The organism is Stieleria varia, from assembly GCF_038443385.1.
Lineage (GTDB): Bacteria > Planctomycetota > Planctomycetia > Pirellulales > Pirellulaceae > Stieleria > Stieleria varia.
Genome location: NZ_CP151726.1, coordinates 5,677,622 through 5,691,102 on the forward strand (window position 1 = coordinate 5,677,622; position 13,481 = coordinate 5,691,102).

Sequence of the window (13,481 nt, forward strand, 5' to 3'; positions counted from 1 at the left end):
CGGGGTCACGACAGGAAACGGCCTCTATCATCCCGAGATCATACTGATGCGTTTCCTGAACACGCTGCTGCTGACGATCCCACTGCTCTGCGTCGGCTCACTGTCGCAAGCGGACCCGTCGGTAGCGGACGACTATTTCCTGACCATCGGCGGTGGATACGCACCGTCAGGCAATCAAGTCTCGCTTGAGAATAACGTTCTGTTCTTTCAACGCGTCCTGACCGACTTGGGTTTGGACACGTCCAAGAGCGATTGCTTTTTCTCGGACGGTGATGCCAAGGGTCACGACGTGCAAGTCATGGACCCGCAAACGATTCCCAAAGCCAATCGTTTGATGGCCGAGTTCTTTGGCAACAGTCGATCGCTCGGTCTCACCTATCGCGACCACCGTGTGCCCAATGTCCGCGCCAGCACTCGACCGGACAACATTCGTAAATGGTTCGTTGATGTCGGTGCAACAATGCAATCAGGGGATCGCCTCCTGGTCTTCGTCACCGCGCACGGCAGCCGCAGCAGCTCCTCCAAGGAACCCTACGAAACCACGATCGCGACTTGGGGAAATTCATCGATCAAGATGTCGGAGTTTGTCGGACTGCTGGATGAGCTGCCCGACGGAGTGGATGTCGTATCGATCATGGTCCAGTGCCACGCCGGCGGTTTTTCACGCTTGATCTTCAATGCCGGAGATCCCGATCGAGGAATGTCGCCGCAGCGCCGCTGCGGATTCTTTGCAACGGTCAACGATCGACCCGCAGCGGGATGCACTCCTGAAGTCGACGAGGCTAACTATGTGGAGTACAGCACGTACTTTTGGGCGGCGTTGTCCGGGCGTACACGAATGGGAGAATCCATCGAGTTGCCCGACTACGACGGGAACGGATCGGTGTCCTTTGACGAAGCTCATGCGTACACGATCCTGACGGCGGACACGATCGACTTGCCCAACAAAACCTCCGGTGAGTTTCTTAATCAGTACAGCAAGTTCGGCAAGGGTGACTCTGAACTGCTCAAGGATGACGAGCCCTATTCGGTCATCTTGGGTTTTGCCAATCCCGTTCAACGCGCCGTCCTTGAGGGGCTTTCGTCGCAACTGAACCTGGAGGGTGAAAAGCGATTGCTTGCTGCATCCGATGCGGTCGATTCCGGTTCTGGCCGAGGACGTTTTCGACGCCGGCGTGAGGAGTCCGATGCAAGCCGAGTCCGCAGGGAAATCTCTCGCGATCTCGAGCGACGTTGGCCGGAACTGGCAAACATCGTCAATCCCGTCTCCATCGAACTGATGACCACGCGAAGCGACGAGTTCATTCGAGCGATTGAAGAACACAAGGACTACAAACGCTATCGAGAGTTGGCGGATGCCGTCCTAGTCGACGAATCCAAGCGGCAGGTCAAGTACGAACGCTTCTTGCGTGTTGCAGACAACGTCGCACTGGCGGAAAACTTGCGACGTATGGGAAACGAAGAGCGAATCAGGCAGTTTGAAGCGATCGTGCAAGCCGAATCGGGAACGCTTGGAGATGCTGGGCGAACCCAGTGAGCCTCAGAAGTTAGCCTTCGTGCTGGTCCCGTTTGACCCGTAGCCAAAGGCGCAGGCGGAAGCGGCGTTTGACTTCTGCGGTGCAAACCGGTTTGTAGTGTCTCCTGCGCCTTCGGCTGCGAGTCAAACACGCCTTCGGCTGCGGGGCAAACGACTTTCCGATGTCAGCCTGGAAAGGCTGGCGTATAACAAAAAAAGAGCGTGATCGGTTTCCCGACCACGCTCATGCGTTTCATAGAACGGCTGCAGCCCTTTATGTCCCGGACCGACATCAGCGATGCCGCAGCCGCGGGGAGCAGCAGGCTTAGTAAGAGATCGTCATTCCCAAGTCCAAACCTTGGACGAACAAGTCGCCCTCCACCATCGAGAACGCTGGGCGTGCTCCGAATGGTGCGTTGGTGCCCAATTGTGAGCTGTCAACCAAGCGATCGATTTGCTCGCCAGCCAGTGCGACCGATTCGAAGTACAGGAAGCTGTAGCCGACGTTGAAGTCGATGTGGTCACGGAATCGGTAGCCGAGTTTGAAGTTCATCTCGGGGACGAATGTGAACACGTCGTTGCGGAAGTCACCTTGGTTGCCCATGGCCAGCAGGCCACTGTTGGCGGTGGTCGTCACCGCACCCAGCGTGTCCGTGCTGTTGCCGCGGATCGATACGCTTTGAGCCATGTTGCCCAAGTGAACCTTGGTCAGCGAAGTCGCCGTCCAACGTCCGCGTCGGACCGTCGTCTCAAAACCGATTTGCCCACCGTTGAACTCGTTCTCGGTGTTGAATCGATCGGCAAACGTGCGTCGGCGTGCCGTGTTGACGTCGACCGAAACGCTGGCAACATCCAGATCGTTGTCGATTTCAAAGTGGCTGTAGCCGCCGATGAACTCCAAACGTGAGCTTTTGTTACCGTGGAATCGCATCCGAGCGTACGCTTCCGCACCCCACATGTCCAACGATTCGCTTGCGGTCACGCCGCCGGCAAAGAAGTTAGCTTGGTTGCCCAACAGAGCGCTTTCGCCGCCCAAGTTGGTGTCGTAGTAGGGACGACCGATCGAGATGCTGGTCGGGCTGCCGTCGCCTGCGTTGGCATACGACGATTCGTTTTCACCCAACCACCAAAACCGACCGCCGACTCCGATGTCGTCGGACAAGTAGCGGCCCACGTCGCTGCGGAATCCGCCCGACAGCCCACCTTCGATCGCACCTTGGCCGCCAAAGACCGGACGGGTCTGAGGGTCGTCCAACACGGGGAAGATGGTCGCGGGAGCTTCGGCTGCCAAGACCGGTGAGTTGCGATCCGATACGAACCACAACAGGGCGTCGAAGCTTGCCCAGCCATCGCTGTCACACATGCCCAAAGCACTCGCAATGCTGCCGCGGCACTTGCCGGACGAGCATGCACTGTCGCAACCACCGTCACAGCCGATGCTGTCACAGCCGGGGCTGCATCCGCAGCCCGCTGAATCGCCGAAGTATCCGGCAGGTTGCAGTTGATTCATTGACATCTTGCCCGAATGCGAAACCGCTGGGGCATAGTCGGCTGCCGTTGCGTAACCGGAGTCACGCGACACTTGGCGAACGTTTGCCGCGGGGGCAACGTACTGGTCTCCGTAGTAAGCGTCCTCTGTGGAGAGATCTCCGACGAACGCGGGGGACGGGGAATCCACGGCGTCGCCGTAGACGAATTCGTTGTTGTCAGCCATGGCCGACGTTGAGGCTGACAACAGAAGTGCTGCCAGGGTCATGCCTCGAAATTTTTTGCTCATTTGGAGTCTCGTGCAGTCCGGGAATACTGGTTTGACTGGTATAAGACGATCGACTCAATTCATCCGGATATGCAGAACGTCCCGAACGAGTGGCAAACTCAACCCAAGTCCCCTAGGCTCAACGCTCAAATCGCCTGGGTTGCCTGGATTGACAAGAAACGCTGCCAAACGGCGGTAGAATGGCGGTTCGATCCGTCCTCCGATGGCACATGTGGACCAAAAAGTTTTCGGAAATACTCGCTTGAGTGACTCGAACTCACACCATTTCTCGCCTGTTTCCCTTCAGCACCCAGCAAACCTCCCATGAGCAACGTGGACGATGCCAGCAAAACGGAATCACAATCCGCCGCCACCGACAGCGCATCGAATCCCCACTCGAATTCCCATTCTGGGACACCCGATCCGCTGACGCCGCCGTCCTCAGAGAATCCTGCGGGCACCGAAATGACCACGGAAGTCGAAATCCCTCAGCTCGACGATGGGAAACGCAAGGCGACTGTTGCGCCTGAACGATTTCAAACCAGTAACAGTCGCGCCCTGGCGGTGATTTCCAGTCGCGGTTTTCAGCCCAAGATGATTCGCTGGAAACGGATGTTGGCTGAGGTCAACGCGTTGGAGCCTGAGATGATGGCGGAATCCGATTCCTCCCTTCGCAAACGCTCGCTCGCACTTCGCTATCGCGCGATGGCCGGCGAAAAACTTGCCAAATTGCTCCCAGAAGCCTACGCGTTGGTACGCGAGTCCGGACGTCGAACACTTTCCATGCGTCACTACGACGTGCAAATCGTCGGTGGAATCTCGCTGTTCGAAGGCCACATCGCGGAGATGCAGACGGGGGAAGGAAAAACGTTGACCGCGACACTGCCGATGTACCTGCACTCGCTGATCGGCAAGGGGGCCCACCTGGCGACCGTCAATGATTACTTGGCAAAACGTGACGCCGAGTGGATGGAACCGATCTACCAAATGCTGGGATTGTCCGTCGGCATCATTCAGACGCCCGACGATCAGGGATCACGGCGCAAGTCCTACGCGGCGAGCGTGACCTACGGAACGGCCAAGGAATTCGGCTTCGATTTCCTGCGTGACCGCCTGCTGTTGCGAGCTCAAAACCGCATCCAGACCGAGATGCTGGGCGACGGCGACGGTGGTTTTTCATCCTCCGGTGACCAGCCCGTCATGCGCGGGATGCACTTCTGTCTGGTGGACGAAGCCGACAGCATTTTGATCGACGAAGCACGAACGCCATTGATCATTGGCAGCATTGAAGACACCGTGCGGGACCAGATCGTGGAAACCTATCGGTGGGCAGCCGAACACGCTGGGTCCTACGAATTGGACGATCATTTCACCATCGATCCCGAAACAAAACAGTACGAATTGACCGCGAAAGGACGCCAAAAAGTGCGTTCGTTGCCCAAAAGCGATCTGGTCCGCACGATGGGCTTGGTCGATCTGTACGAGTACACCGAGCGTGCGATCAAAACCTCCCGCGAATTCTTGCTCGATCGACAATACGTCGTCCGTCCGGGCGACAAAGGCATCGATGAGATCGTCATCGTGGACGAGTTCACGGGCCGTCTGGCGGAGGGCCGCAAGTGGCGAGACGGGATTCACCAGTCGATCGAAGCCAAAGAGGGCTTGGAGATCAGCGTGCCGACAGGCCAAGCGGCACGAATCACCGTTCAAGACCTGTTCCTGCGCTACGCCCACTTGGCCGGAATGACCGGTACCGCTGCGACCAGTGCTCGCGAAATGAAACGCATCTATCGGACGCCCGTGCTACGCGTTCCCACCAACAGGCCGCCACAGCGAAAGCGATTGCCGGACCGCGTGTTTGGTTCCATGGAATCGAAATTCAAAGCCATCGTCAACGAAATCCAAGAGATCCACGCGACGGGGCGTCCCATCCTGATCGGAACACGATCGATCGACAAAAGTGAGATTCTGTCCCGAATGTTGAACGACGTCGGCATCCAACATCGCGTGCTCAATGCGAACAACGTGGAGTTGGAAGCCGAAATCGTGGCCCAAGCAGGTGGACGTAATCGGGTCACCGTGGCGACCAACATGGCCGGTCGTGGTACCGACGTCAAACTTGCCGACGAAATCGTGGATCTGGGTGGAATGCATGTCATCTGTACCGAGCTGCACGACGCTGCTCGGATCGACCGTCAGTTGATCGGACGTTGCGGACGCCAGGGCGACCCGGGATCGTACCGACAGTTTCTGTCGCTCGACGACGACATCTTGCGGGGCGGCCTGGGACAGGTCAAAGCCGAGAAGCTGAAGGCGCGTGGGGTCGATTTGGCGGGCTCCATCGACCGACTGGCGAGCCTTTTTCGCAAGGCACAGCGGAAAGTGGAACGAAAGCATTTTCGTGACCGGATGGTGTTGCTGCACCATGAAAAGGAACGCAAAAAGATGCAGCGTGAGATCGGCCAGGATCCTTACCTGGATACCCCAGATTGATCCAAATAGGGGCGAAACTTTTCAGAATCGCCTCAAGTCCCTCTGGCGTTGTGCCGACGCGGGTTTGATTTGGAAAAAAACGTGTTTTCTGGCGTCGATCTCTGTTGACACTGCTGGAAAAAACACCTTATCCCCACCGCATGCCATAGGGTTTCGCCCCAGAGGCTCCCGGCGCGTCTGCCCGCTGTGACAGACACATATGCTTGCCAACGGAAGGCAAATGCGCCGCGAGTTTTGGGTAGTCATGCCCGTTTACTGTTGTCTCACCGCGAAGAAGGAGAGTCGCGTTGAATCGCTTCGAGAAAATCACCCGCCCAAACATCTTGGGCCTCGCCATGACGGCGTGCTTGGTGGGAACGTCAACCGTTTCCGCTCAACTCGCAATGCCCGGCACGACCGCCGGGCAAACCAACGTCACGGCAACGACGTCATCCTACGCGAACCCCAATGGGTCTCCGGCCATCGCCCCCGAGGCGGTCAAGCAGGTGATCAATCAAGCTCGCGGAGCCATGACACAGCGAAACTACGAACTGGCCGTGCGTCAGTATCGTCAAGCCGTTTTGATGTCCCGCCAGGCACCCAGTGTCGCCGGTGACGTCGCCCGTCTGCGAATCGATCTGCAAGTTGCAGGGATCGACGCCGCGTTGCTGAGCGTTCCCGAGTCGGCACCCGCCGCATCGTCCGTGCCATCCTACGCCGCCGGTGGAAACACCAACCTGGCGATGCTCGGCGATGTCAATGGTGCGATGCCGATGTCTGGTGCCTCTCAGGCTCCAACGTCACCGCAAGCCGCCAAGGCTCGTGCCCTGCAACTGATCGCAGTGGGACGTGCGGCTCTGGATCGCGGTGACACTGCAACTGCCTTGCAATTGGCTCGCCAAGCCCAAGCGTTGAACGTTCCCGAAACCGCCTTCGCCGCAGGCGAGCCGCGTGTCTGGGACTTTGCCCTCGACGCCGAGTCCGCCGCACGTCGTGCCGCGACCAACAATCCGATCGCCCTGGCCGGTGGACAATCGTCCGCGGAAAGCGAAGCCGGAATGGTTCGCCAGATGCTGTTCAATCAACCATCTGGCACCGTAGGAGACATGAATCCGATCGCTCAAGTCCAAGGGATCAGCGAATTCCCACAGACCGAGTCGGCACCCAGTTTGGGCAACCCATCGCCACTGGCACCTTTGCCCGGAAACAATAATCCGGCTCTGGCGACCGTCGGCGCTGGCGACCAACTGTATGCTGCCGGTCTGGAAGCGTTGGAACGTGGCGATCGCAAGACCGCCCGTGAGAAGTTCCTTGAGGCTTGGAAATACGAAGCCCAAATGGACCTCAGCATGCGTCGTCAACTGAAAGACAAGTTGACGCTGCTGCAACCTGAACGACTACCCCTCGCCGCGAATCCGGCAGCCGACGGGCCGATGACGCCCATCGAAAAGGCTCAACTGGAGGCGCAAGCCGAAACCTCTCGGTTGTATCGAGAGATCACCACCGAACTGGCCAACACGTCCCAGTTAAGTGAAACCGCTCCTCTGGACGCTCTGGACAACCTCAATCGACTTCGCCGTCGAGTGGACAGCGCCAACGTGGGCGAAGATTCCAAGCGGACCTTGGCCAACATGGTCGACAAAGCTTTGGAGAAGCAACGACAGTACGTCGAGGCCAACAAGGTCAAGATCGAGCTGGACTTGCAAAATGATAAAGTCAGGAGCGATATGGCGAACGCTGCGGACATGAATGCCCGCATCGATGAAGAAATCTCGGCATTGGTTGACACCTACAACGACATGATGCGTGAAGGTCGAACGTCCGAAGCCATGGTGGTCGCTAAAAAGGTCAACGAGCTGAAACCCGGTAGCGACATCGCCACCCAAATGTTTCTCGAAAGCCGCGTGGCAACTCGCATGCAAATGTACGAGGAGATCCGTAGTGACAAGGAAGATCTCTTTGCCAGAGGAATGATAGACGTCGAGCGTTCCATGGGCAGTGCCGTCGATGTGATCGACCCCAGCATGCCAATGCGTATGCCCGATCCGAAAACGTGGAACGACATTTCGAACATGCGTGCCGCTCGCAATGACGGCTCCCAATTCGGCACCGTTGCCGAACAAAAGATCCGTGCCCGTTTGGAAGCTCCGGTCGATGTCAACTACACCAACCAACCGCTGGGCGAAGTCCTGCGGGACTTGAGTGCCGTCACCGGTGTTCCGATCCACATTGATCAACGTGCATTGCAAGCCATCCGAGTCTCGGTGGACACTCCGATCACGATGGTTCAAAACCAACCGTTGAAGCTCGGCAGTGTCCTGAACATCATGCTGGGCAACCACGACCTTGCATACGCGATCAAGAACGACGTGTTGATGATCACCAGCGAAGAAGCCAAACGAAGCGATGTCAAACTCCGCACGTACAAGGTCGCTGACCTTGTCACGCCGATCCCGAACTTCACCACCAGCTACGAAGACGGCTTGGCCGGTGCTCTGCGTGCCGCTTACCAAATGGCCAATCCCACGCCGAACGTTCAGTTGACGCCCGTGTCGATGGCCAACATGGCCAATCGTTCGGCCAGCAACATGACGCCGGCAAGCATGGGGCCAACCATGCTGGGTCAGTACGCCGGAATGGGCCAGCAGAGCAGTTTCGGAATGGGACCGACCGGTCCTCAATCTGGTATTCCTGGAGCCGCCGGTGGTAGCAGCTTCGCCGACTTCGACTCGTTGATGCAGTTGATCCAACAAACGGTGGTGCCTGATACCTGGGAAGCCCTCGGTGGCCCCAGCACAATGGCACCCTACCCTCAAAACTTGAGTCTCGTGATCAGCACCACCAGTGACGTTCACGATCAGATTCAAGCCCTGTTGAAATCTCTTCGTTCGCTGCAGAACCTGCAGATCACGATCGAAGTTCGATTCATCACCTTGGCCGATACGTTCTTTGAGCAAATCGGCGTCGACTTTGACGTCCAGTTTGATGACAACGTTCAGCAATTGCCTGATGACGACAGTGGCCCACGTGTTACAGTCGGTTGGGACGGATCGCTGCCCACGCCCGATTTGGACATCAGGCTGAACAATGCAACCAGTGGTCTGCTACCACCTTTCGTAGCACTTGACGGGGGATCGGTTTCATCGATCGGCTTTGCGATCTTGAGTGACATCGAAGCGTTCTTCTTCTTGCAAGCCGCGCAGGGAGACGATCGTAACAACGTCATGCAAGCTCCCAAGGTGACCTTGTTCGACGGCCAGTTTGCATCGATCTCGGACGTTTCACAGCGTCCGTTCGTGACCAGCATCACGCCGGTCGTCGGTGACTTTGCCGTCGCTCAACAACCGGTCATCGTGGTCTTGAACGAAGGAACCCAGTTGAACGTGCAAGGGATCGTCAGTGATGACAAACGATTCGTGCGTCTGACCCTGGTTCCGTTCTTCAGTGAAATCCGTGACGTCGACACGTTCACATTCGAAGGCACCCGCAGCACGACTTCGGGCAGCCGCAACGAAGAGGACACCAACGGTGACGGAGTGATCGACAGCAACGATGCAGTCGACACCACGAACGAAACCGAGGTTGTCACCGGTACCACCGTGCAGTTGCCCACCTTTGCGTTCACGTCGGTGCAAACCACCGTCAGTGTTCCCGATGGTGGAACGATTCTACTGGGCGGTATCAAGCGTATGTCGGAAGGTCGCACCGAGCGTGGTATTCCGATGTTGAGCAAGATCCCTTACGTCAGCCGCTTGTTCCGCAACGTGGCCGTCGGGCGTGACGCCTCAAGCTTGATGCTCATGGTCACCCCACGGATCATCATCCAGGAAGAAGAGGAAGAGACCCAAACGGGCTTTATCCCCAACCGTTAACCATCGGTTAGTCGTGTTGACTCGAGAATCAAGAAACGCCGGCGCAAAACGCCGGCGTTTTTTTCGTTATTGATGCGTTTTGTTTAACGCCAAGCCGCAGGCGAAATCGTATTTGTTTAACGCCAAGCCCCAGGCGAAATCGTATTTGACCCGGCGGGGTAAACCGGTTGGTCGCGTCTCCTACGCCTTCGGCTACAAACGACGGTGATGCAGATGTCAGCCTGGAAAGGCTAACGTACGCTAGGCCGCAGGCGGAAGCGGCGATTGACTTCTGCGGTACCGATTGGTGGTCGCGATTTCGCCTTCGGCTTGTCGTTAAACCAGTCAACCATCCGACGGCGGCGTCAAGCCGCTGCTGTCCATGTAATCGTGCAGTGTTTGCAACAACGTCTTCAACTCTCCGGCCGCCATCGGCAGGATGGTCTCACAATGCTCGGTCATGTCCGCCAACGGACCTAGCATTTCATCGCACTGCTGCTTGATCTCCACGGCCAACGTTCTCGCAATGCGTGTCTTTTCTCTACACACGTTCAAACGCTGCTGAGCACTATGGACGCGTTTCTTGGCTTCGATCGCACTCGGTCGATCCGACGCACGTGCCGACGCCAACTTTTGTGATAGGTAGTCCTTGGCCTCGGTCAGCTCACGCTCGGCCAACTGAGTTTGCCCCCGCCAATAGCTCGGCACTCGGCTGGCGAAATAGTCTTCCGCCCGATGGACGACCAGTCGGATTTCCTGCAAGACCTTTTCCCAATCATCGGACAGGCTCAACAGACCCACTCGGAGCCGCTCAAGCGATTCAACGTTACGGACGTCGCTGGTCGACATGGTTGAACTTTCTCTAGGAACCGATTCAAGGCTTTTTTACGAACGCCGGCGAAATGGGAACCGGTGGAACAAAACCGTAGAAATGAAACCGACCGCCCGGCTCATGTTACACTATGGGAACCCCGTTCATCCGCTTCCTCCCCAACAAAGCACTCACGAAAAATGGATCGACGAAACTTCCTCGCCGGAACCGCCGTGGCCGCATCCGCCTCGGCCCTCGCCTCATCAGCCTTTGCAGCCTCCGATACCAAGAAACGACGCGTCGGCCTGATCGGCTGCGGTTGGTATGGCAAATGCGACTTGATGCAGTTGATGAACATTGAGCCGGTTGAAGTCGTCTCGCTGTGTGATGTTGACTCGAGCATGTTGGACCAGTGCGCTGACATGATCGCCACTCGCCAAGCCTCCAAACAGCGTCCTCGAACTTACGCCAACTACAATGACATGTTGGCTGAAAAGGACCTGGACATTGTCCTGATCGCCACGCCCGATCACTGGCACGCGTTGCCGATGATCGCTGCCGTGGAATCCGGTGCGGACGTCTACGTGCAAAAACCCACGGGAGTCGATGTGCTGGAAAGTAAGGCGATGCTCGATGCCGCGCGTCGCACCGGTCGGGTTGTCCAAGTCGGCACACAGCGACGCAGCACGCCACACTTGATTGACGCAAAGAAACAAGTGGTCGACGCGGGATTGTTGGGCGATGTCGCGTACGCGGAAGTCTGCTGTTACTACCACATGCGTGCCCGCAAGAATCCACCAGACACCATGCCGCCGGCCAATCTGGATTACGAAGCTTGGACGGGACCAGCTCCGATGCGTCCCTACAACGAGTTGGTTCATCCAAGATCGTGGCGCGCGTTCATGGAGTACGGCAACGGTATCGTTGGTGACATGTGCGTTCACATGCTGGATCTCGTCCGCTGGCAACTGGGACTGGGATGGCCACAACGCGTCAGCAGCTTTGGCGGAATCTATGTGGACCACGAATCCAAAGCCAACATCTCGGACACCCAAACGGCGACGTTCGAGTTTGACGAGCTGAATGTCAACTGGACGCATCGTTCATGGGGCGCCGCACCGGACCCAGAGTATCCCTGGGCCGCTGTGATCTATGGCGACAAAGGAACGTTGAAGTTGAGCGTGAACAAGTTTGATTTCGAACCACGCGGCGGCGGCAAGAAACTGCATGGCGAAGCCGTGATCGAAACCGACAAGTACCCCACGGACCTGACGGACCAACGCGACTGGGCGTTGGAGCTGCCTGTTGCGTCCGCGATCCGCGGTCACATGCGAGATTTGCTCGACGCGATCGACAAGCGATCCAAACCAGTGGCGGATATCGAGCAAGGACACATTAGTAGCGCATCATGCATCATGGCCAACATCGCCATGAAACTTGGACGCTCGCTACAATTCGATCCCGAGACGCACACGATCGTCGGTGATGAGCAAGCAACAGCATTGCTGAGACGCGAGTACCGAAAACCCTACGTCCACCCTGCGACCTAACCAATGCAACCGTAGCGGCAACGCTATGACGCATTACATTTGCTGAAACGCGGGGCATACCAGCACGAGGCGCAAGCGAGTGAATCGATAAATCCACTCGCTTGCGCTTCGTGCTGGTAAGAATCCACTCGCTTGCGCTTCGTGCTGGTATTATTGACTGCCAATACATTTCTCAACTTCCCACCTTTCCAACAGAACCCACCATGTCCCTCACTCGCCAATGCGTATTGATCGTCAGCAGCTTGGCTTTTTGCGTCGGCACGCTGCACGCGGACGACTGGCCGCAGTGGCGGGGGAATGGACGTGACGCAAAACTGAGCCAGTCCGAACAACTGCAAAGCTTGCCCAGCGGAGAGATCACGCGGAAGTGGACCATTCCATTGGGCCCCGGTTACAGCGGGCCAACGGTCGCCGATGGTCTGGTGTACGTCACCGACCACGGAGCACGCGACGCGGACGGTGAGCCGATCGATCAGGGCGAAGTCGAGCGGGTGATCTGCGTCGATCGACGTGATGGCAGTCTCGTTTGGCAACACGTGTATGACGCCCCGTACACGATCCAGTATCGCGCCGGACCACGTGCCGCAGTCACGGTCACCGATGGCGTGGCACTGGCGGTGGGCGCGATGGGGCACTTGCACTGCCTGGACGCAAAAACCGGCGCCGTTCGTTGGAAACATGACTTGAACGCCGAGTACAAGATCAACATGCCGATCTGGGGCATCACCGCCTCTCCGCTCGTCCATAACGGATGGGTCATCCAAATCGTCGGCGGCTCCAACGGCAGTTGCGTCGTTGCGTTCGATTTAGAAACGGGGGCCGAACGCTGGCGTTCCATCGATGAACGTGCCGGATACAGCTCACCGGTGATCGTCCGACAAGCCGACCAAGAGGTACTGGTTTGTTGGTCCGGCGAAAGTCTTTCAGGACTGGATCCGGAAACGGGCAAAACGCATTGGCGGATCGAGATGCTGCCTCGCAACATGCCGATCGGTGTCCCCACGCCGATCGTACAAGATGACCTCGTGTTCGTTTCTTCGTTTTATGACGGTTCACTGCTGGTTCGATTGGATTCACAAAAACTGGATGCGACGACCGTTTGGCGTCGTATCGGAGTCGATGAAAAGAACACCGACGCGCTGCACTGCATGATCAGCAACCCGTTCTTCAAAGGAGACCACATTTACGGGGTCGACAGCTACGGCCAACTCCGCTGCCTGTCTCTCGACAACGGCGACCGCGTTTGGGAGTCGGACCAGGCAGTGCAGCGAAATCGATGGGCGACCGTGCACACGATTCAAAATGGCGATCGTGAAATCATGCTCAACGAGCAAGGTGAGCTGATCGATGCCACGGTCAGCCCCAGCGGGTTCACCCTGCACTCGCGAGGGTTTCTGATTTCGCCGACTAAACTGCAGCTTCCCAGACGCGACGGCGTGGTCTGGTCTCACCCCGCGATTTCGAACGGAGAGATCTTCGCCCGCAATGATGCGGAACTGATTTGCGCACCGCTGCGATGACCTCG

Annotated in this window: 7 protein-coding genes; 5 read left to right on the forward strand and 2 right to left on the reverse strand. The window is 57.4% G+C overall.

The features are described 5' to 3' along the window. Positions 1-46: 46 nt before the first annotated feature. Entirely contained in the window at positions 47-1,537 is a 1,491-nt protein-coding gene (locus Pla52nx_RS19150; RefSeq protein WP_390620382.1) for a hypothetical protein, read from the forward strand. Positions 1,538-1,841: 304 nt separating this feature from the next. Here Pla52nx_RS19150 and Pla52nx_RS19155 read toward each other — a convergent pair whose 3' ends face one another. After that, a complete protein-coding gene (locus Pla52nx_RS19155; RefSeq protein WP_146519888.1) occupies positions 1,842-3,293 on the reverse strand; it encodes a BBP7 family outer membrane beta-barrel protein in 1,452 nt (483 codons plus the stop codon). A 303-nt stretch (positions 3,294-3,596) separates the two neighbouring features. Here Pla52nx_RS19155 and Pla52nx_RS19160 point away from each other — a divergent pair, with 303 nt between their 5' ends. Together Pla52nx_RS19160 and Pla52nx_RS19165 are read left to right on the forward strand one after the other, a co-directional pair. Continuing rightward, a complete protein-coding gene (locus tag Pla52nx_RS19160) occupies positions 3,597-5,765 on the forward strand; it encodes a preprotein translocase subunit SecA (RefSeq protein WP_146519887.1) in 2,169 nt (722 codons plus the stop codon). A 335-nt stretch (positions 5,766-6,100) separates the two neighbouring features. Continuing rightward, positions 6,101-9,616 carry a type II secretion system protein GspD gene (locus Pla52nx_RS19165; RefSeq protein ID WP_390620381.1) on the forward strand — a complete coding sequence of 1,172 codons (3,516 nt, stop codon included), beginning with the start codon at positions 6,101-6,103 and terminating at the stop codon, positions 9,614-9,616. Between the two features lie 324 nt (positions 9,617-9,940). Here the strand turns inward: Pla52nx_RS19165 and Pla52nx_RS19170 are convergent, their stop codons facing one another. Then, a complete protein-coding gene (locus Pla52nx_RS19170; RefSeq protein ID WP_146519886.1) occupies positions 9,941-10,444 on the reverse strand; it encodes a hypothetical protein in 504 nt (167 codons plus the stop codon). Between the two features lie 162 nt (positions 10,445-10,606). Here Pla52nx_RS19170 and Pla52nx_RS19175 point away from each other — a divergent pair, with 162 nt between their 5' ends. Together Pla52nx_RS19175 and Pla52nx_RS19180 are read left to right on the forward strand one after the other, a co-directional pair. Further along, the gene (locus Pla52nx_RS19175) at positions 10,607-11,956 is read left to right on the forward strand and encodes a Gfo/Idh/MocA family protein (protein WP_146519885.1); all 1,350 of its coding nucleotides are present in this window, start codon (positions 10,607-10,609) and stop codon (positions 11,954-11,956) included. A gap of 203 nt (positions 11,957-12,159) precedes the next feature. Further along, positions 12,160-13,476, forward strand: coding sequence for a PQQ-binding-like beta-propeller repeat protein (locus Pla52nx_RS19180; protein WP_146519884.1), 1,317 nt, complete (start codon positions 12,160-12,162; stop codon positions 13,474-13,476). Positions 13,477-13,481: the final 5 nt, after the last annotated feature.

Coding starts and splice junctions, on each gene's coding strand:
- Pla52nx_RS19150 (WP_390620382.1), top strand. CDS start 47: ATGCGTTTCCTGAACACGCTGCTGCTGACGATCCCACTGCTCTGCGTC.
- Pla52nx_RS19155 (WP_146519888.1), bottom strand. CDS start 3,293: ATGAGCAAAAAATTTCGAGGCATGACCCTGGCAGCACTTCTGTTGTCA.
- Pla52nx_RS19160 (WP_146519887.1), top strand. CDS start 3,597: ATGAGCAACGTGGACGATGCCAGCAAAACGGAATCACAATCCGCCGCC.
- Pla52nx_RS19165 (WP_390620381.1), top strand. CDS start 6,101: ATGACGGCGTGCTTGGTGGGAACGTCAACCGTTTCCGCTCAACTCGCA.
- Pla52nx_RS19170 (WP_146519886.1), bottom strand. CDS start 10,444: ATGTCGACCAGCGACGTCCGTAACGTTGAATCGCTTGAGCGGCTCCGA.
- Pla52nx_RS19175 (WP_146519885.1), top strand. CDS start 10,607: ATGGATCGACGAAACTTCCTCGCCGGAACCGCCGTGGCCGCATCCGCC.
- Pla52nx_RS19180 (WP_146519884.1), top strand. CDS start 12,160: ATGTCCCTCACTCGCCAATGCGTATTGATCGTCAGCAGCTTGGCTTTT.